A 19,035-nucleotide genomic window follows, 5' to 3' on the forward strand; every position below is an offset into this window, starting at 1 on the left:
ATTTTATCGGGCATCAACCCTTAATTCCGGATGTAGCGATGCCCTGAACAAAATATTTTTGAAGGGAAAAGAATAAAATAAAGCTTGGCAGCATGGCCAGAGTGGACATGGCCAGTGCACCGCCCCAGTTTGATACGGCTCCCGCATCGCCTACAAAGGTTCTTAAGGCACGGGATACTGTGTAGCTTCCCGGAGATGTAAGGTAAAGAAGGTGATTGAAAAAGTCGTCCCATGTCCAGAGGAAAGTAAAGAGTGCGGTAGTAACCATTGCCGGTCCTGCAAGAGGGATAACGATCCTGAAAAAAATTCCCACCTTTCCGCAGCCGTCGATGATGGCGGCTTCATCCAGATCTTTTGGCAGTCCCCTTATAAACTGAACCAGCAGAAATACAAAAAATGCGTCGGTCGCTAAAAATTTGGGAATTAGGAGCGGCAGGTAAGTTCCGACCCAGCCAAAGGTGTTAAAAAGGATATAGCGGGGCACCAATGTAACATGTGCCGGGAGCATAAGGGTTATCATCATGATACCGAACCAGAAGTTTTTCCCGAAAAATTTAAGCCTTCCGAAAGCATAAGCTGCCATCGTGCATGAAAATAAGTTTGCGGCCACTGCTGTTATGCACAAAAGCATGGAGTTTAGAAAAAATTTACCAAAAGAAACACCGGCATAGCCTTTCCAGCCGCTGATATAATTATCAGTGGTAATTGCTTTGGGAATCAGCCCCGTGTCGCTGAATATCATATTGTTGGGCTTAAAAGAACTGACGACCATCCAGATAACCGGATAAAGCATGGTGATTCCCAGTGTTATGATAAAAATATGTGTCAGTATGATATGTAATTGTTTTTTTGCTTTCATAATTATTCCCCGTTTCCGTAGGAGACCCAAAGTTTTGACGACCCAAAGATGACTGCCGTAAATGAACCGATAATAATCAGAAGTACCCACGCCATTGCACAGGCATAACCCATTTCATGGTAAGTCCATCCTTGCAGATATAAATGAAGGGTATAAAAAAGCGTCGAGTTTAAAACGCCTCCTTTGCCGCCTCCGATGATGTATGCCTGAGTAAATGTCTGGAATGCCGAAATCATCTGCATGACCAGATTAAATAGTATGACCGGTGTAAGGGAGGGGATCGTTATTGAAAAAAACTGCTGTACTTTGCTGGCACCATCTACGCTGGCTGCTTCATAGTAGTCCATGGGAATCTGTTTTAAACCAGCCAGGAAGATGATCATGGATGAGCCGAACTGCCATACTGTAAGCAGGACCAGAGTTCCCAGGGCATAATTGGGATTGGTGATCCATCCTGGCAGATTCGTAAATCCAATGGATGAGAGGATTCCGTTTATCAAACCTTCCTTTTCAAAAAGCTTTCTCCACAAAACAGCGATGGCCACTGAACCGCCTAACAGGGTGGGAATGTAATATATGGCACGGTAAAAAGATACGAAACGCAGTTTCTGATTCATCAGTACAGCTACCAGCAAAGCGAAAATCAGCTTTAAGGGAACCGATGTGAATACATAGGTAAATGTTACGGATAATGATTTTAAATAGTATGGGTCGACCCTCATAATTTTGCCTGAACCCGCCGTGAAATCAGTGATGCCGAATAATGAACCAAACATTCTTATGTAATTGCCGAAACCGATCCACTGGGCCGAATCAGGCTTTGTGAAATCGTAATCCGTAAAACTCATACGGAGCGACATGAACATAGGATAAACGGTCAATCCCAGAATACCTATGAGCCAGGGAAGCAGGAACATATAAGGAATAAAATTGTCCTGCCAGATTTTTTTCATCTTTTTCAATCCATCTAACCTCCTTTTTTATGAAAAGATGTTTAAATTATACAATAATTAAATGTTTAATTAGTATTGTATGTATATATTTTATTATTTTTAAAGAGAAATCTCAATATCTATAGGGCAAAACGCCAATACATCAAAAAATCCTCCTTATTTTCACTAAATTGACTGGACTTATGTGGTTTTCCTGGATTTTCTGTATTGAAGGGGGGACATTCCTACGTATTTTTTGAAAACGCGATCAAAGTAAGAAAGTCTTTCATAGCCTAATTTTTTAGAAATATCCTCAATAGACAGGGAATCGTCTAGGATTAAGTTTCTGGCATGGTCGATTTTCTGAAGGTTGATAAATTCATTTACAGTAAAATTAGTGACCTCTTTAAAAATACGGCTTAAATAGCTTTTATCAAGATAAAATATGCCCGCCAGATCTTCCAGACCATAGATCTCAGAATAATGCTCCATGATATAATACATAATTTCCTTTACCTTTACATACCGCATCATTTTGCCGCCCAGAGTATGATATTCATCCTGCCTGGTACCTGCCCCGTTTAAAATCATTATGATGATGGAAAAAAGCAGTTCTTTCACTTCCGCTGAAGCATAAGGTTTCTCTGCCTTCAAAACATCTTCCATTTTACGGAGCTTTTTTTCGATCAACTCCTGTTGTCTGGAATTCATTTGGATAACGCCGTGAAAATCGCAGAAAAATCCCCTTAAGTCTAATTCCATGGTGTTTCCTGCAGAAATCAACCATGTTTCTTCAATTTCTATTAATACCCGCTCGTGGTATTTTCCGCCGATCACATTGGTAAAAGGAATTCTTTTTTTATCAATAAAAGACAAGGTGCCTTTTGACATCTTGTAGCCTTTATTGTTTGTATAGAAAAAGCGCTCTCCATCCAGGATATAATAAATTTGATATTCATTTTTATAAAAGCCAATGGTTTCAGCCAGGTCGCAGTCCCTGGATACGTGGCTGATGCCGATGCCATTACATTTTCCCGCAAAAATAACTTCTTTCATAGTTCCTCTTTTCTGCCCATGGTTTATAGACAAAGCTAGTTCCGCTTTTTAGGACGTAAAGGTATGTCGAAGAGTATTACGTTTCTCTGACCCAAAGGGTGTCGCATGTTTCTTCCAGTTTGTAAAAAACAGGATGCTCTTTTAAATGTTCATTTGGGGTATGCAGGGTAAGATAAAGTTCATTGGATAAGTTCTTAAATATCATTCCGTGACCTCCGTCCTTTTCAAACAGGAGTCTGTCATCCTGAGTCCATTTTCCTGTAATATCACCATTGTCGGAATAAGCGAGGGCCTCCGTATATCCTTCCTTTCCAAAGCTGGACCAGAGAAGTATTAATCGGCCGCTTTTGGTCCGGTAGAGGAACGGGCCATCCGTTACATAATTTATACCCGGTCTTTTTTTATTTTCTACGGGATACACCCAGCCCTTTGCTTCAGAGGCGTGAAAAAGCAATATGGGTTCGGATACCGCCTTCTTTAGATCCTGGCTCAGTTCTACGGCACAGATGGAACCATCCGAAATCTGGACCCATTCATGGACGAAAACCATAAAGGGTTTTCCTTCCAGGTTTACATAGAACGTTCCGTCAATGCATTCCCAGTCTTTTGGTGTGATCTGTTTTTCACTGTGTGGAATAAATGGTCCTAAGGGATGATCTGCTTTCAAAATTGCAGTTCCTCCATGGGATTGACTGTCTTTAAAGGTTGCGAACATATAATAGGAACCATTATATTTATGGACCTCAGGAGCCCAGCAATTTAAATCGGCCCAAAAGTCTTCCGGCTTATGGAATACTTCGTAAGGGCCATTCCAGTTTTCCAAGTCTTCGCTGATGTAACAGTCAAATCCTGTGGCAGATGTCCAGCATGTTAAAGCCCTTGTCCCATACATGTAATATTTCCCTTCATCCACCAGTATAAAGGGGTCCCTGATATTAATTTTTTCAAGATTCATTGGCTAACCATCCTTTCTAAAGCGCATCTTCATCCATATCTATCCATTTATCAGATAGAAATATATTCCAGTTTTATTATACTGTATAAATGGATTGATTAGTAGATTGAAATCGGACATTATCGGATTTTCCCGGTATATGGGCAGGCGTGTCTGATATGCATAAGATCCGGCATCTGGAATGTCGCAAAAAAACGCCGGAGCAGTGTCGGTTTTAAAAGAAAAAATACATTTTTCCCTTGACTAACCATCTTTTGTTCTATATAATTGAAACGATGTTTAATTAAGATAGTCTCAATATGTTTCATCATATTGCCTATGATAAACTATTGTAACAAGAGGAGGTGTCCGTAGATTATGAAGATGACGTTTCAGCCAAAGAAGAGACAGAGATCCAAAGTTCATGGTTTCAGAGCCAGAATGAGCACTCCAGGCGGAAGAAAAGTTTTAGCTGCCAGAAGAGCAAAAGGAAGAGCAAAATTATCAGCTTAATGGACCAGGCCGCAAGTAATTGTGGCCTTTTCTTTTCTCAAATTCCCGGGAAACCGGAAAATACCTTTCAGGTATACCTTTTTGTCCCAAAAGCGTGGACAGGAGATAGGAAAAAGTTTCATGAAACATTTTAATTCAATTAAGAAAAGCCGGGATTTTCAAGAAGTTTATCAAACCGGAAGATCCCTTGCCAACAGACTTCTTGTAATGTATGTAAGAAAAACGGACAGGCCTGAGACCAGAATCGGCATATCCGTCAGCAGGAAGGTAGGAAACAGTGTTGTAAGGCATCGCATAACCAGATTAATCAGAGAGAGTTTCAGGCTTCATGAGGAAATGGTAGAGGCAGGATTAGACATCGTAGTCGTTGTAAGATCAGCGGCAAAGGAAGAAAATTACAAAACAATCGAAAGTGCATATCTGCACTTGTGCGGACTTCATAACATTTTAAAAAAAGAATCGAAGTGATCTTATGATTAAGAAAATCATGATTTTGTTGATCAGAGGGTACCAGAAGTTTCTTTCTCCTCTGAAAATAAGAACTCACTGCATTTACACGCCTACGTGTTCTCAATACGCCATTGAGGCACTTACAAAGTATGGTGTGTTAAAAGGTACATTTTTGGCTTGCAAGAGGATACTTCGGTGTAATCCATTTGCAAAAGGCGGTTATGATCCAGTTCCGTAACAGATGAGGAGGTAGTTCATTGGAATTCTTAGTATTGACTAAGGTAGGAGGCATCTTGGGGCCGTTTGCGACCGTTCTGGGTATTATCATGGATTGGCTGTTTAAGCTGACCAGTACGTTTGGGATCCAGAATATTGGTTTGTGTATTATTTTATTTACTCTAGTAACAAAACTTCTTATGTTTCCGCTGACCTTAAAGCAGCAGAAATCTTCAAAACTAATGAGCGTTATGCAGCCGGAAATTTCGGCAATTCAGGCAAAATATAAAGGGAAAACCGACCAGGAATCCATGAGAAGGCAGAACGTGGAAGTTCAGGCGGTTTATGAAAAATATGGAACTTCCATGACAGGCGGCTGTGTGCAGCTTGTCATCCAGATGCCCATTCTTTTCGCCCTGTATCAGGTTATTTATCATATTCCTGCCTATGTACAAAGCGTTAAAACGGTATTTGAAAATGTAGTGACTGCTGTAAATTCCCTAGGGGTGGATCATGTAGGGATGCTGACACAGTTTGCCACAGACAATAAAGTCAATGTATCAAGAATCGGAAGCCTTTCATCCAGCAATGGGATGGTGGATTTCTTATATCAGTTAAATCCAAGCCAGTGGAATTCTTTACAGGAATTATTTCCTACCATTAAGGATACCATTGCTGCCAATGCAGCCCAGATTTCCCATATGAATTCCTTCCTGGGAATCAATCTGTCATCTACGCCATCCAGCGTATTGTTTCCGCCAGGAGGAGGCTTCCATTTCAGCCTTGCTATTCTCATTCCTATTTTGGCCGGACTCAGCCAGTGGTTCAGCGCCAAGCTGATGACAGTAAACCAGCCTCAAAATGGAAATGATGAGGGCAATGCTATGGCTCAGTCCATGAAGAGCATGAATACGGTCATGCCGCTTATGTCTGTGTTTTTCTGCTTCACCTTTGCATCCGGTATTGGTATTTACTGGATTGCCTCCAGTGTGTTCCAGATCATCCAGCAGGTTGCGGTAAACCGCCACTTAAACTCAATTGATATGGATGAGATGATCAAGAGGAATGTTGAGAAGGCGAATAAAAAGCGTGCAAAGAAGGGGCTTCCTCCTCAGCACGTTGCCCAGAATGCTACCGCCAATTTAAAAAATCTCCAGGCTTCCAATGATAAAGTGGAAGCTGAGAGTAATGCTAAGGCTGAGAAGACAAGGGAGCAGGTTAAGGCGTCCAGCGATTATTATAACAGCGGAGCTTCAAATCCGGGCAGCATTGCATCAAAGGCGAGGATGGTCGAGAAGTACAACGAAAAGCACAATAAATAGGAGGGTGACCTATGGATATGATTACAGTTTCAGCAAAAACCGTTGATGAAGCGATTACAAAGGCATTAATCGAATTAGGAACAACCAGTGATAAGCTGGAGTACGAGATTGTTGATAAGGGCAGTAATGGTATTCTGGGAATTATCGGTTCAAAGCCGGCTGTCATCCGTGCGAAAAAGAAAGAAACCATGGAAGATAAGGCTATGGCCTTTCTTTCCGATATGTTCGGCGCTATGAATTTAGGTGTCCATATGGAAGCTTCTTATCTTGAAAAGGAAAAAGAACTTTCCATCAACATGTCTGGAGATGACATGGGAATTTTAATAGGCAAAAGAGGACAGACCCTGGATTCCCTGCAATATCTGGTCAGCCTTGTTATTAATAAGGAAAACGAAGATTACATCAGGGTAAAACTTGATACGGAAAATTACAGGGAGCGGAGAAAAGAAACTTTGGAAACTCTTGCGAAAAATATCGCTTACAAAGTGAAGCGGACAAGACATTCGGTTTCTTTAGAACCCATGAATCCTTATGAAAGAAGGATTATCCATTCCGCACTTCAAAATGACAAGTTTGTTGTTACAAGAAGTGAGGGAGAGGATCCATTCAGACATGTTGTTATTTCCTTAAAGAAGGATTATTCCAAAAAAGAACGGTATCAGGATAAAGAGAGATAGATAAATAGACAAATAACTATGAGGGGTTGGGGCTGTCGGAAGGCACCCTCACCCCTTTTCTTAAACTGGAAGTTATTTAGGTGATTGAATATGAAAATGAATACAATAGCGGCTATCGCCACAGCAATGTCCAGTTCCGGTATCGGGATTATCAGGATCAGCGGCGAAGAGTCATTTCAGATTATAGATAGGATTTTTAAAGGAAAAGGAAAGAACGGGAAAAAGCTTTCAGAGGAGCCGTCACATACCATTCATTACGGTTATATTTTTGATGGGGATGAGGTTATCGATGAAGTTCTGGTTCTGATTATGAGGGGGCCAAGAAGCTTTACGGCAGAGGATACGGTTGAGATAGACTGCCATGGAGGAGTTCTTGTAACGAAGAGGATTTTAGAAACCGTGTTAAAGTACGGCGCCATACCTGCGGAGCCGGGGGAATTTACCAAGAGGGCATTTTTAAATGGCAGAGTGGATTTATCCCAGGCAGAGGCTGTGATTGATGTGATCAATGCGAAAAATAATTACGCTTTAAAGTCTTCTGTCAGCCAGTTAGAGGGAGCTGTTTCTAATAAAATAAAGGATATGAGGGATAAAATTATTTATCATATCGCTTTTATTGAATCAGCCCTTGATGATCCGGAGCACATTTCTCTGGATGGGTACCAGGAACGTCTTTTGCAGGCAATTAGGCCATTAAAAGAGGAACTGAATCTTCTTATTAAGTCCGCCGATAATGGAAGGGTTCTGTCAGAAGGCATTGAGACTGTTATCTTAGGAAAGCCCAATGCAGGCAAATCCTCTCTTTTAAATGTTTTGGTGGGAGAAGAACGGGCAATTGTCACGGATATTGCAGGAACTACCAGAGATACCTTAAAGGAGCAGATCAGGCTGGAGGACTTAAGCCTTAATATCATTGATACGGCAGGAATCCGGAATACGGAGGATGTGGTTGAAAAAATTGGTGTTGAGAAGGCAAGAAGTGCGGCCCAGGAAGCAGATCTGATCATCTATGTGGTGGATGGGTCCTGTCCTCTTGATGAAAACGATGAGGAGATTTTAGAGTTCATAGAAGACCGGAAAGCAGTAGTCCTTTTAAATAAGACGGATCTCATTCCTGTTGTTACGGAGGACATGCTTAAAAAGAGAACCGGACATCGGGTGATTCCCATTTCCGCAAAGGAACGTCTGGGGATCGGGAATCTGGAAGATGAGATAAAGGCAATGTTCTATCAGGGTGAGATCGATTTTAATGATCAGGTTTATATTACGAATGTAAGGCATAAGAATGCCCTTTTGGAGGCGCTTAAGAGTCTATCTATGGTGGAGCGGAGCGTGGAAGAGGAAATGCCGGAGGATTTTTATTCCATTGATTTAATGGATGCTTATGAACAGTTGGGAACCATCCTGGGAGAGTCGGTGGGGGATGATCTGGTTCAAGAGATATTCCGTAAGTTCTGTATGGGCAAGTAAAAAAATATGCAGGGAATGTCTTTTATGTTAGAGGACCCTGCAGGTATTCTATGAAATACAGAAGGTGTGGTAATAGATACGAAAGGAGAATAAAATGCAGCATTTAGAAGAGTCTTATGATGTCGTCATAGTCGGCGCAGGCCATGCCGGCTGTGAGGCGGCCCTTGCCAGTGCAAGGCTGGGCCTTGAGACAATTATGTTTACAGTCAGCGTGGACAGCATTGCGCTGATGCCCTGTAATCCTAATATCGGCGGAAGCTCCAAAGGTCATCTGGTAAGGGAGCTTGATGCTTTAGGCGGTGAAATGGGTAAAAATATTGATAAAACGTTTATACAATCCAAAATGCTAAATCAGTCAAAGGGACCGGCAGTTCATTCCTTAAGGGCTCAGGCAGACAAACAGGAGTATTCCAGATCCATGAGAATGACCCTGGAATGTACGGATCATTTGACTATAAGGCAGGCGGAGGTTTCTGATATAATCGTAGAGGATGGAACCCTCACGGGTGTCAAGACCTTTTCCGGGGCAGTATACCGCTGTAAGGCGGCCATACTGGCTACGGGGACCTATTTGAAAGCAAGGTGTATCTATGGCGATGTAAGCGAGTATACAGGCCCTAACGGCCTTAAGGCAGCCAATCATCTGACGGAGTCCCTAAAGGAGCATGGAATCGAAATTCTGCGTTTTAAGACGGGTACTCCTGCCAGAGTGGATAAGAAAAGCATTGATTTTTCCAGGATGGAAGAGCAGCTGGGAGATGAGAAGGTGGTGCCCTTTTCCTTTTCTACGGATAGGGAAACGTTACAAAAGGAACAGATATCCTGTTGGCTCACTTACACCAATGAAAAGACCCATGAGATCATTCGGGAAAATTTAGACCGTTCCCCCTTATATTCAGGAGCCATCGAAGGCACTGGGCCAAGATACTGCCCATCCATTGAGGACAAGGTAGTAAAATTCCCGGATAAAGACCGCCATCAGGTCTTTGTAGAGCCGGAGGGCCTTTATACCAATGAAATGTACTTAGGGGGCATGTCAAGTTCTCTGCCTGAGGATGTTCAGTATGCCATGTACCGGACAGTTCCTGGGTTAGAGAAGGTGAAAATCGTCAGAAATGCCTATGCCATTGAATATGACTGCATCAATTCCATACAGCTTAAATCAACCTTGGAAACTCTGCCAATCAACGGATTGTATTGCGGCGGACAGTTTAACGGAAGCTCCGGGTATGAGGAAGCGGCAGTCCAGGGTTTTATGGCAGGTGTAAATGCAGCCATGAAAATACTGGGGAGAGAGCAGATCGTGTTGGATCGTTCCCAGGCTTATATCGGCGTTCTGATCGACGATCTTGTTACAAAAGAAAATCATGAGCCGTACCGCATGATGACGTCAAGGGCGGAATACAGGCTGTTGCTGCGTCAGGACAATGCGGATATCCGTTTAATGGGAATCGGTCATGACATTGGGTTAATAAACGATGAGCAGTATGAAAAGCTGCTTTTAAAGGAACGGATGATTGAGGAAGAAATCAAGCGTTTGGAGACCACTAATATAGGTGCATCCAAAGAAGTGCAGGAATTCCTGGAAGAAAACGGAAGTACTCCTTTAAAAACCGGCACAACCCTGGCTGAGCTGGTGAGAAGGCCTGAACTTGATTATGTTATGTTAACTAAAATAGATAAGAACAGGGCCGCTCTCTCAGAAGATGTGATTGAACAGGTCAATATTAATATTAAATACGATGGATATATCCGCAGACAGAGACAGCAGGTAATTCAGTATAAGAAGCTGGAGAATAAAAAGCTGGATGTGGAATTTGATTATTCTACGGTTAAGGGGCTTCGCAGAGAGGCCATCCAGAAACTGAATCTATATAAGCCAATGTCCATTGGACAGGCATCCAGAATATCCGGTGTGTCACCGGCAGATATATCTGTTTTGCTTGTTTTTCTGGAACAGCTTCGTTATCAGAAGAGCCTGGAAAAGAAAGAGTGAGGAATTTTATATGACAGGAGCATTTGAAGAGAGTCTCCGGAAAGAATTGAATTTATTATCTATTGAATTAAAAGAAAATCAAATAAATCAGTTTTATGATTATTTTCAATTATTAATAGAATGGAATAAATTCATGAATTTAACTGCAATTACAGAAATGGATGAAGTGATCACAAAGCATTTTGTAGATAGTTTATCCCTGATAAAAGCAGTCGAGGAGATAGGAACAAAGGATTATAGGATCATTGATGTGGGAACTGGAGCGGGATTTCCTGGAATACCTTTAAAGATCGTATTTCCTGAATTAAGGATAACATTAATGGATTCCTTGAATAAAAGGATAAATTTTTTAAATGAAGTGATCAGCCGTTTGGGACTTGAAAAAATAGAAGCGATCCACGGGAGAGCGGAAGACCTGGGAAGAGATCCTCTTCATCGGGAGCAGTATGATCTTTGTGTTTCCAGAGCAGTTGCTAATCTTAGCACATTATCTGAATACTGTATGCCTTTTGCAAAGGTTGGAGGTTATTTTATTCCATATAAGTCCGGAAAGATTGAGGAAGAGCTGGGAGCGGCAAAGCATGCAATATTTTTATTAGGCGGAAGTGTAAAAGAAGTAAAGACCTTTTTATTGCCAGGTACAGATGTAGAACGATCCCTGGTTAAGATAGCCAAGAATAATAGCACCTCTAAGAAGTATCCAAGAAAAGCGGGTTTTCCCTCAAAGGAACCGTTAAAATAAAATGTTTCACGTGAAACATCCATGAGTTATTAATTCTGCATTGATGCAGTGGATGTTTCACGTGAAACATTATTTTTTTATTCTAATAATTAAACAAAGAACATTTGAATGGCGCGATACAGTTCAGAAGGATTTTCTAATTGAGGAAGGTATTTGGAGTTACTAACCAGTGAACTTTCAATGGCCGGATTATATATCTGGTATTCCCGAATCATTTCGTTAATATTTTCCATTTCACATCCCCCTATGATATAGATGCTATGATTGATTTTCTTTAAGGCATTAACAATGTTGCACTTGGTATAATTACATCTTACACTGGCATATAAGGATTTGGGAGAATCGCCCAGATGAGCTGATTCATAATAAGCATCAACCAATGAGGTATTAACGGAATAAGGATTGCAGTAATTATTGGAAAATTCCTCCATAATTGCCTGTCTACTGGTAGCAATGTGATAGAGCAGTGTCCCTAATATAGGCAAGTCCAAAATAAATTTATATACTCTTCCATGCTTGTTTGGAATCTGGCTGCATGTCAGTAAGGAATCAGGATTAATCAGCATGATCTGATTAAATAATTCCGGTGACTGATTACAGGCCATAACAGCAAGTGGCGAAGAGGAGCCGGATGCTATGACATTGGTACGATGTCCAATTTCTGATTTGATAAAGTCAGAGATCAACTGAACATAAAGATAATTGGTATAAGTCAGATCCGGTTTTTCAGAGCGTCCGCATCCCAGAAGGTCTAACGTATATACGGTATACTCTTCTTTTAAATGATTTACCATCTGATTCCATTCGTATCCGCTGGAACAAGCCGTTAAATCATGAATGAGTAAGAGCGGCTTTCCTGTTCCTGTTTTTGTATAGTGAATGTTACCAAAGCGCCATTTATAGCAAAGGGATTTTGAATCAGATAATATGTTTTTGGAGGTGGCGGAATATTTAATACATTTATTAATGACAGCAGTGGTGACAGCTGTACTGGCTGATAAAATAAGCAGGGTCAATAATTTGTTCTTTGTTTTCATACTTTACCTCCTGAAATAGGTTGATCTTTTCTTATTATAATATAATCAATATGGACTTACAACGTCTAACATATTAATTTATTCTTAAAACTTGGAAAAACCTAACAAATGTGAGCAGTAATTCTGGTAAAATGTTTCACGTGAAACATTTTTTATAAATTATAGATTTTTTTTACAGGAAACCATAGGAAAAAAAAATAAAATATGCTATACTCTACATTGAACTGTAATTTCCGAATGTTGTAACAGGAAAAGGTTGAAAAAAACATCTTTCAACCTTTCATTTATGAATAGCGTGCCCCGCTTTACCGGGTACATTGCACCCTGCTTTATCGGGTGTTAACTGGATAAGCAAGCATATCCGATCGGTTCATTAGGAGGCAAAATTAAAAATGGGAAGAATCATTGCGATAGCAAACCAGAAGGGCGGAGTTGGTAAAACGACTACCGCGATCAATTTATCTGCTTGTCTGGCGGAATCAAGACAGCGGGTATTGGCTGTGGATTTTGATCCACAGGGAAACGAGACCAGCGGACTGGGAATCGAAAAAAGTTCCATAGAGCGGACGGTATACGATCTGCTGGTAGGAGAGTGTGAAATTGAAGAATGTTTGATCACCAATGTTCAGGAAAACCTGGATTTGCTTCCTTCTAATGTGGATTTAGCAGGAGCGGAGATCGAATTATTGGAAATTGAAAACAAGGAAACACTCCTCAAAACATATCTTGAAAAAATCAAGAATCACTATGATTTTATTATCATAGATTGTCCTCCGTCATTGAATCTATTGACAATTAATGCCTTAACAGCTGCAAACACCGTATTAGTGCCAATTCAATGTGAATATTACGCATTGGAGGGCTTGAGCCAGGTACTGAAAACGGTAAATCTGGTAAAAAAGAAACTAAATCCTGCTCTTGAGATGGAAGGTGTGGTTTTTACCATGTATGATGCCAGGACAAATCTATCTCTGGAAGTTGTTGAGAGCGTTAAAAATAATTTAAACCAGAATATCTATAAAACCATTATACCCAGAAATGTCAGACTGGCAGAGGCTCCCAGCCATGGAATGCCGATTAATTTATATGATTCCAGATCAGCGGGAGCGGAGAGCTACCGGTTGCTGGCGGCAGAAGTAATAAGCAGAGGAGAAGAGATATAACTATGGCAAAGAGAACGGGTTTAGGAAAAGGCCTTGGAGCAATTTTCGGAGATGAAGTAATGGAATCTGCGGCAGAGGAACAGGAAAAGAAGAACCATCCAAAACCGGAGCAGACAAACGCAAAAGCAGATAAAAAGGAAGAGGAATCGGAAGCCGGAAAAGAGATGTTCCTCAAATTATCCTCCATTGAACCAAACCACAATCAGCCTAGAATGGATTTTCGGGAGGAATCCCTTATGGAATTGGCGGAATCCATGAAAGAATATGGTGTTTTACAGCCGCTTTTAGTACAGAAAAAAGGGGATTTCTATGAAATCATCGCCGGTGAACGCAGATGGAGAGCGGCAAAACTGGCGGGTTTGAAAGAAGTACCTGTGGTGATCCGGGAATATACGAAACAGCAATCAATGGAAATTGCGTTGATTGAAAATGTTCAGAGAGAAGATTTAAATCCCATTGAAGAAGCTAAGGCATATCAAAAGCTAATGCAGGAATTTGGGTTAAAGCAGGAAGAGATCGCAGCGCGGGTGGCCAAAAACAGGGTAACAATAACCAACAGCATGCGTTTATTAAAGCTGGAGAAAAGAGTCCAGGATATGCTTATTCAAAACCAGATCACAGGAGGACATGCCAGGGCGCTTCTGTCTGTTGATGATCCGGAATTGCAATTTCAGATTGCAGGAAGGATCGTTGCTGAAAATCTCAGTGTCCGTGAGGTGGAAAAACTTGTTAAATCCCTATCAAAGAAAAAGGAACCAAAAGAAAAAAAGGAAGAGGATGAGAGCATTTTCCTGATTTTCAGAGAACTGGAAGACCGAATGAAAACTGCTATGGGAACCAAGGTAAGCATCAACCGGAAAGATAGTAATAAAGGAAGAGTGGAAATAGAGTACTATTCTGAGGCAGAATTGGAAAGAATAGTAGAGTTGATAGAATCCATAAGATAACATCATGGAAGCGAGGACGAAAGAATGGACAACAGTATATTGAATCAGTTGCCGGTTGACCCTGCTTTTTTAATCATTGGATTAGCTGTAATTACCGTGATATTACTGATCGTTGTAATCATATGTCTGGTTCAGATGAGAAAGCTGTATCGCAGATACGACTATTTTATGAGGGGGAAGGATGCGGAAACCCTGGAAGAGATAATTATGGAGCAGATGGAAGATATTGCGGAATTAAAAGCAGAAGACCGCGCAAATAAGGACTCTCTTCGGAATACCAATAAGAATTACAGAAGTGCTCTCCAGAAATTCGGACTTGTAAAATATAATGCATTTAAAGGGATGGGCGGAAATTTAAGTTTTGCAATGGCAATCCTCGATTATACTAATTCCGGTTTTGTTTTGAATTCCGTTCATAGCCGGGAAGGGTGCTATGTTTACATCAAGGAAGTGGAAAGAGGAGAAACAGATGTTTTGCTTGGAAGCGAGGAAAAGGATGCTTTGGAGCAGGCATTGGGATATCATTCATAAAAAAACCAGGTACGGCAAATGCTGTACCTGGTTTTTTATAATGAAAAAATAGATATTTGGTTTACAATAATTCTACAAAGGCATGTTTTCGGAAGGATATAAAATCTGCCTCATTTCCATATGGCGTTCCTCTGTAAGGGCAGCTCCGATGGCAGTACCGTATTCTGCATGGTCCGGTATGATGAAATGGACATGGAACATCGTCTCAAGAGATTGAAAGATGCCTTTGCACTGAGGGAATTTTGCAAGATTCCCTGTCATAACAAAATTGTTGATATTGCTGTTTAAGGAAGATAAAATAGCAGATTTCCCAATCACCTGAAGTACCATATTAATGATCCCTGCAGCGATATCCTCATCGGACACAAGGCTGCGTACCTTGCCGAAGTTAGAGGCTGTGGCTGAAAGTGGAAGGCCTGGAAGGGGCTTTTTTGAGATATCCTGTATCTGTAAGTCAATGTTGCTTATATTTCCCCTGCTCGCAAGCTCCATGATCTGGGTGATATCCTGGGTTTTTAATAGGAGGGTTGAAAGGCCGAGGATGGTTCCGCCTCCAATTCCGATTCCTCCGGTATGGGCAATTTTATCTCCATTTACCTGGACAAGAGAGGTTCCGGTTCCCATGCTCACGACGATTAAGTCGTTAAGCCCGGTAAAGTATTGTCCTCCCAGACCGTTGCAGGTAAACTCGTCTACCTTATAAGTAGGAATTCCATATAAAGGCTGGTCAACGTATGCGCTGCCAACCCCTGTGATCATAATCTTTTCAATTTCATTCAACTGGATGTTGTTTTCATAGATGAATTTTCCAAGAGCTCCAAACAGAGATGCAATTGGGTTATCAGCTTTAACAAAAGTAGGAATTTTTAATTTATTATCTTGAAATCCTACAATTTTAGTGGTACTTCCTCCAAGATCAATTCCAATTGTAATTTTCATAATTTTTAAATCCTCTTATTCTTATATATAAAAAATATAATCGTACCTTTAAAAAAGTTATATTTAAGGTAACATAATTATATTCCCCCGCAGATAACCATGCGGTTCAAGGCTTACTATATCATACATGATGCGCATTGCCAAGTTTTTAAATCCGTCCAAAGTCCGTATTTCATTCTTTTTTCTTAGAATAAACCAGGAAACAGATGCTTAGAATATAACTTATGAGAAATAGCTTTTCAGATTTCAGATAAAAGGCAGTGTTTTACTGCCGTCCATCCGATTGTAAAAACTTTTTTGTTTTTATAATATAAATTATCTGAACTTGAAGCGGAAGTGAAGAAATAAGGACTGTTTTTAAGCCGTCCATCTGATTATCAGGAATGTACTTTGCTTCCGATGGAATGTTTTATAAGAAAAAGAGCAGAGTCCTCAGAAGAGCTATCATGTTAAAGTCAAAATATAAGATTTGAATAAAAAATAACTTGAACATTGTATTTTTTTGTAAAATATAACATTGACAAAAAAATAACAATGACATATAATGAAATTACGATAGATCGTTAAAAAATTATCGATATAAAAATATCTATATAACTATTTAACCTATTTAAAAATTGGAGGAAAATCATGATGGCAAAGAAAGAAGAACAGGTAAGAATTCCTGATATCATTGATAGTGTAGATGCCTTGATTGCAAAGATGGAAGCCATGAGAGAGGCTCAGAGAGTATTTGCTTCCTTCACCCAGGAACAGGTGGATAAGATCTTTTATGAAGCAGCAAGTGCTGCCAATAAGTTAAGAATTCCTCTGGCAAAAATGGCTGTAGAAGAAACCGGCATGGGTGTTGTGGAAGATAAGGTCATTAAGAACAACTATGCTGCAGAATATATTTATAACACATATAAGGACACCAAGACCTGCGGTGTGATCGAAGAAGATAAGGCATATGGCATTAAAAAAATAGCAGAGCCGATTGGTCTGATTGCGGCAGTTATCCCTACCACAAACCCAACTTCAACTGCGATCTTTAAGACACTGATCAGCTTAAAGACCAGAAATGCTATCATGATTTCCCCTCATCCCCGTGCAAAGAATTCTACCATTGCGGCTGCAAAGGTGGTTCTTGATGCCGCTGTTAAAGCCGGCGCACCGGAAGGGATCATCGGATGGATCGACGTTCCTTCTCTGGAACTGACCAATGAGGTTATGAGAAGCGCAGATATCATTCTGGCAACCGGCGGCCCTGGAATGGTGAAGGCTGCATATTCTTCGGGAAAACCAGCTCTTGGCGTTGGCGCAGGCAATACCCCTGTGATCATTGATGATACCGCGGATATTAAGATGGCAGTCAGCTCCATCATTCATTCCAAGACCTTTGATAATGGTATGATCTGTGCTTCCGAGCAGTCTGTAACGGTACTTGAACCTGTCTATGATGCGGTTAAGAAAGAGTTTGCAGCAAGAGGATGTTATTTCCTGAAGGAAGATGAACTGAACAAGGTTCGTAAGACCATTATTATCAACGGAGCATTAAATGCCAAGATCGTAGGCCAGAAAGCCCACACCATTGCAAAGCTTGCAGGCGTGGAAGTTCCTGAATCCGCAAAGATCTTAATCGGTGAAGTTGAGAGCGTTAATATTGAAGAAGAATTTGCACATGAGAAGCTGTCACCGGTTCTGGCTATGTATAAGGCTAAGACCTTTGATGAAGCGATTGAGAAGGCAGAACAGCTGGTAGCTGACGGCGGTTACGGACATACCTCTTCTCTCTATATAAATGTAAATGAAAAAGAGAAAATGGAAAAACATGCAGCGGCTATGAAGACCTGCCGTATCCTGGTAAATACCCCATCTTCTCACGGTGGTATCGGTGATATTTACAACTTCAAGCTTCAGCCATCCCTGACTCTGGGCTGTGGTTCCTGGGGCGGAAACTCTGTTTCTGAAAACGTTGGGGTAAAGCATTTGCTGAATATTAAGACCGTTGCTGAGAGGAGAGAGAACATGCTGTGGTTCAGAAATCCGGAAAAGGTTTACTTTAAAAAAGGTTGTATGCCTGTCGCTCTTAGCGAATTAAAGGATGTTTATAACAAAAAGAGAGCATTCATAGTAACAGACTCCTTCCTTTACATGAACGGTTATACCAAACCGATTACAGATAAATTAGATGAAATGGGCATTGTTTATACCGTATTCTCTGATGTCCAGCCAGATCCGACCCTTGCAAATGCCCAGGCAGGAGCAGCGGCTATGAAAGCATTCCAGCCGGATACCATTATCGCATTAGGTGGCGGTTCAGCCATGGACGCAGCCAAGATCATGTGGGTAATGTATGAGCATCCTGAGGTGGATTTCCAGGATATGGCCATGCGCTTTATGGATATCCGTAAGAGAGTCTATACATTCCCTAAAATGGGTGAAAAGGCTTACTTTGTAGCGATCCCAACTTCTTCCGGTACTGGTTCAGAGGTAACCTCTTTCGCGGTTATTACAGATCAGGAAACAGGGGTAAAATATCCGCTTGCAGACTATGAATTAATGCCGAATATGGCTATCGTTGATGCGGACAACATGATGAGCCAGCCTAAGGGTCTTACAAGTGCTTCCGGTATTGATGTTATGACCCATGCATTAGAGGCTTATGCTTCCATAATGGCTTCTGATTATACCGATGGTCTTGCACTTAAGTCAATGAAAAATGTATTTAACTATCTGCCTATCGCATACAATGACGGAACCAACGTAGAGGCCAGATGTAAAATGGCAGATGCTTCCTGCATGGCCGGTATGGCATTTAATAACGCATTCTTAGGTGTATGCCATTCCATGGCTCATAAATTAGGAGCTTATCATCACCTTCCACACGGTGTAGCAAATGCCTTGCTGATCACCTTGGTTATGGAATTCAATGCTTCAGAAGTTCCGACGAAAATGGGAACCTTCCCACAGTATGAGTATCCTCATACCCTTGCAAGATATGCAGAGTGCGCACGTTTCTGTGGTATCGAAGGTAAGGATGATGCAGATCTGCTTAAGAAGTTCATTGCTAAGATTGAAGAATTAAAGAAGGCAATAGGAATCAAGGCAACCATTAAGGAATATGGAGTAGATGAGAAATACTTCCTGAAAACTCTGGATGAAATGGTTGAAAATGCATTTGATGACCAGTGTACAGGTGCAAACCCAAGATATCCTCTTATGAGTGAGATCAAAGAAATGTATTTAAAGGCTTACTATGGTAAATAAGT

Annotated in this window: 18 protein-coding genes; 12 read left to right on the forward strand and 6 right to left on the reverse strand. The window is 41.0% G+C overall.

Annotated elements, in window-relative coordinates; translation table 11 throughout:
- Positions 1-13 precede the first annotated feature (13 nt).
- From RT269_RS03390 to RT269_RS03405, 4 genes are all read right to left on the reverse strand, one after another.
- Positions 14-859 carry a carbohydrate ABC transporter permease gene (locus RT269_RS03390; protein ID WP_313180583.1) on the reverse strand — a complete coding sequence of 282 codons (846 nt, stop codon included), beginning with the start codon at positions 857-859 and terminating at the stop codon, positions 14-16.
- Between the two features lie 2 nt (positions 860-861).
- Positions 862-1,812, reverse strand: a complete 951-nt coding sequence (locus RT269_RS03395; protein ID WP_313180651.1) for a carbohydrate ABC transporter permease — start codon at positions 1,810-1,812, stop codon at positions 862-864.
- A gap of 180 nt (positions 1,813-1,992) precedes the next feature.
- Positions 1,993-2,847, reverse strand: a complete 855-nt coding sequence (locus tag RT269_RS03400; protein ID WP_313180584.1) for a helix-turn-helix domain-containing protein — start codon at positions 2,845-2,847, stop codon at positions 1,993-1,995.
- A 76-nt stretch (positions 2,848-2,923) separates the two neighbouring features.
- Positions 2,924-3,802, reverse strand: a complete 879-nt coding sequence (locus tag RT269_RS03405; protein WP_313180585.1) for a glycoside hydrolase family 43 protein — start codon at positions 3,800-3,802, stop codon at positions 2,924-2,926.
- Between the two features lie 357 nt (positions 3,803-4,159).
- On the opposite strand from RT269_RS03405, the gene rpmH reads away from it, so the two are divergent.
- From rpmH to rsmG, 8 genes are all read left to right on the forward strand, one after another.
- A complete protein-coding gene (gene rpmH, locus RT269_RS03410) occupies positions 4,160-4,294 on the forward strand; it encodes a 50S ribosomal protein L34 (protein ID WP_013274848.1) in 135 nt (44 codons plus the stop codon).
- Positions 4,295-4,414: 120 nt separating this feature from the next.
- A complete protein-coding gene (gene rnpA / locus RT269_RS03415) occupies positions 4,415-4,762 on the forward strand; it encodes a ribonuclease P protein component (RefSeq protein WP_100306602.1) in 348 nt (115 codons plus the stop codon).
- A gap of 4 nt (positions 4,763-4,766) precedes the next feature.
- The gene (gene yidD / locus RT269_RS03420; protein ID WP_092241520.1) at positions 4,767-4,982 is read left to right on the forward strand and encodes a membrane protein insertion efficiency factor YidD; all 216 of its coding nucleotides are present in this window, start codon (positions 4,767-4,769) and stop codon (positions 4,980-4,982) included.
- 19 nt (positions 4,983-5,001) lie between these two features.
- Positions 5,002-6,282, forward strand: a complete 1,281-nt coding sequence (locus tag RT269_RS03425; protein WP_313180586.1) for a YidC/Oxa1 family membrane protein insertase — start codon at positions 5,002-5,004, stop codon at positions 6,280-6,282.
- 11 nt (positions 6,283-6,293) lie between these two features.
- Positions 6,294-6,959, forward strand: a complete 666-nt coding sequence (gene jag, locus RT269_RS03430) for an RNA-binding cell elongation regulator Jag/EloR (RefSeq protein ID WP_313180587.1) — start codon at positions 6,294-6,296, stop codon at positions 6,957-6,959.
- 90 nt (positions 6,960-7,049) lie between these two features.
- Positions 7,050-8,429, forward strand: coding sequence for a tRNA uridine-5-carboxymethylaminomethyl(34) synthesis GTPase MnmE (gene mnmE, locus RT269_RS03435; protein WP_313180588.1), 1,380 nt, complete (start codon positions 7,050-7,052; stop codon positions 8,427-8,429).
- A 94-nt stretch (positions 8,430-8,523) separates the two neighbouring features.
- The gene (gene mnmG, locus RT269_RS03440; RefSeq protein WP_313180589.1) at positions 8,524-10,425 is read left to right on the forward strand and encodes a tRNA uridine-5-carboxymethylaminomethyl(34) synthesis enzyme MnmG; all 1,902 of its coding nucleotides are present in this window, start codon (positions 8,524-8,526) and stop codon (positions 10,423-10,425) included.
- Positions 10,426-10,435: 10 nt separating this feature from the next.
- Positions 10,436-11,167 (forward strand): 16S rRNA (guanine(527)-N(7))-methyltransferase RsmG, encoded by a 732-nt coding sequence (rsmG, locus tag RT269_RS03445; RefSeq protein WP_313180590.1) that lies wholly within the window; start codon positions 10,436-10,438, stop codon positions 11,165-11,167.
- 89 nt (positions 11,168-11,256) lie between these two features.
- Here rsmG and RT269_RS03450 read toward each other — a convergent pair whose 3' ends face one another.
- Positions 11,257-12,204: an alpha/beta fold hydrolase gene (locus tag RT269_RS03450; RefSeq protein WP_313180591.1), complete on the reverse strand. Its 948-nt coding sequence runs from the start codon at positions 12,202-12,204 to the stop codon at positions 11,257-11,259.
- 392 nt (positions 12,205-12,596) lie between these two features.
- On the opposite strand from RT269_RS03450, the gene RT269_RS03455 reads away from it, so the two are divergent.
- From RT269_RS03455 to RT269_RS03465, 3 genes are read left to right on the forward strand one after another with little or no spacing between them, the layout of a single operon-like run.
- On the forward strand, positions 12,597-13,367 hold the full coding sequence (locus RT269_RS03455; RefSeq protein WP_025230638.1) for a ParA family protein: 771 nt from the start codon (positions 12,597-12,599) through the stop codon (positions 13,365-13,367).
- Between the two features lie 2 nt (positions 13,368-13,369).
- A complete protein-coding gene (locus RT269_RS03460; RefSeq protein ID WP_313180592.1) occupies positions 13,370-14,314 on the forward strand; it encodes a ParB/RepB/Spo0J family partition protein in 945 nt (314 codons plus the stop codon).
- Between the two features lie 24 nt (positions 14,315-14,338).
- Positions 14,339-14,845, forward strand: a complete 507-nt coding sequence (locus RT269_RS03465) for a DUF4446 family protein (protein WP_313180593.1) — start codon at positions 14,339-14,341, stop codon at positions 14,843-14,845.
- A 72-nt stretch (positions 14,846-14,917) separates the two neighbouring features.
- Here RT269_RS03465 and coaW read toward each other — a convergent pair whose 3' ends face one another.
- Positions 14,918-15,784 (reverse strand): type II pantothenate kinase, encoded by an 867-nt coding sequence (coaW, locus tag RT269_RS03470; RefSeq protein ID WP_313180594.1) that lies wholly within the window; start codon positions 15,782-15,784, stop codon positions 14,918-14,920.
- 633 nt (positions 15,785-16,417) lie between these two features.
- Here coaW and adhE point away from each other — a divergent pair.
- The gene (gene adhE / locus RT269_RS03475) at positions 16,418-19,033 is read left to right on the forward strand and encodes a bifunctional acetaldehyde-CoA/alcohol dehydrogenase (protein WP_313180652.1); all 2,616 of its coding nucleotides are present in this window, start codon (positions 16,418-16,420) and stop codon (positions 19,031-19,033) included.
- Positions 19,034-19,035: the final 2 nt, after the last annotated feature.

It is taken from the genome of Lacrimispora sp., assembly GCF_032078915.1.
Classification (GTDB): domain Bacteria; phylum Bacillota; class Clostridia; order Lachnospirales; family Lachnospiraceae; genus Lacrimispora.

Excerpts from the sequence above, each read along its gene's own strand:
- RT269_RS03390 (WP_313180583.1), bottom strand. The coding sequence starts at position 859 with ATGAAAGCAAAAAAACAATTACATATCATACTGACACATATTTTTATC.
- RT269_RS03395 (WP_313180651.1), bottom strand. The coding sequence starts at position 1,812 with ATGAAAAAAATCTGGCAGGACAATTTTATTCCTTATATGTTCCTGCTT.
- RT269_RS03400 (WP_313180584.1), bottom strand. The coding sequence starts at position 2,847 with ATGAAAGAAGTTATTTTTGCGGGAAAATGTAATGGCATCGGCATCAGC.
- RT269_RS03405 (WP_313180585.1), bottom strand. The coding sequence starts at position 3,802 with ATGAATCTTGAAAAAATTAATATCAGGGACCCCTTTATACTGGTGGAT.
- rpmH (WP_013274848.1), top strand. The coding sequence starts at position 4,160 with ATGAAGATGACGTTTCAGCCAAAGAAGAGACAGAGATCCAAAGTTCAT.
- rnpA (WP_100306602.1), top strand. The coding sequence starts at position 4,415 with ATGAAACATTTTAATTCAATTAAGAAAAGCCGGGATTTTCAAGAAGTT.
- yidD (WP_092241520.1), top strand. The coding sequence starts at position 4,767 with ATGATTAAGAAAATCATGATTTTGTTGATCAGAGGGTACCAGAAGTTT.
- jag (WP_313180587.1), top strand. The coding sequence starts at position 6,294 with ATGGATATGATTACAGTTTCAGCAAAAACCGTTGATGAAGCGATTACA.
- mnmE (WP_313180588.1), top strand. The coding sequence starts at position 7,050 with ATGAAAATGAATACAATAGCGGCTATCGCCACAGCAATGTCCAGTTCC.
- mnmG (WP_313180589.1), top strand. The coding sequence starts at position 8,524 with ATGCAGCATTTAGAAGAGTCTTATGATGTCGTCATAGTCGGCGCAGGC.
- rsmG (WP_313180590.1), top strand. The coding sequence starts at position 10,436 with ATGACAGGAGCATTTGAAGAGAGTCTCCGGAAAGAATTGAATTTATTA.
- RT269_RS03450 (WP_313180591.1), bottom strand. The coding sequence starts at position 12,204 with ATGAAAACAAAGAACAAATTATTGACCCTGCTTATTTTATCAGCCAGT.
- RT269_RS03455 (WP_025230638.1), top strand. The coding sequence starts at position 12,597 with ATGGGAAGAATCATTGCGATAGCAAACCAGAAGGGCGGAGTTGGTAAA.
- RT269_RS03460 (WP_313180592.1), top strand. The coding sequence starts at position 13,370 with ATGGCAAAGAGAACGGGTTTAGGAAAAGGCCTTGGAGCAATTTTCGGA.
- RT269_RS03465 (WP_313180593.1), top strand. The coding sequence starts at position 14,339 with ATGGACAACAGTATATTGAATCAGTTGCCGGTTGACCCTGCTTTTTTA.
- coaW (WP_313180594.1), bottom strand. The coding sequence starts at position 15,784 with ATGAAAATTACAATTGGAATTGATCTTGGAGGAAGTACCACTAAAATT.
- adhE (WP_313180652.1), top strand. The coding sequence starts at position 16,418 with ATGGCAAAGAAAGAAGAACAGGTAAGAATTCCTGATATCATTGATAGT.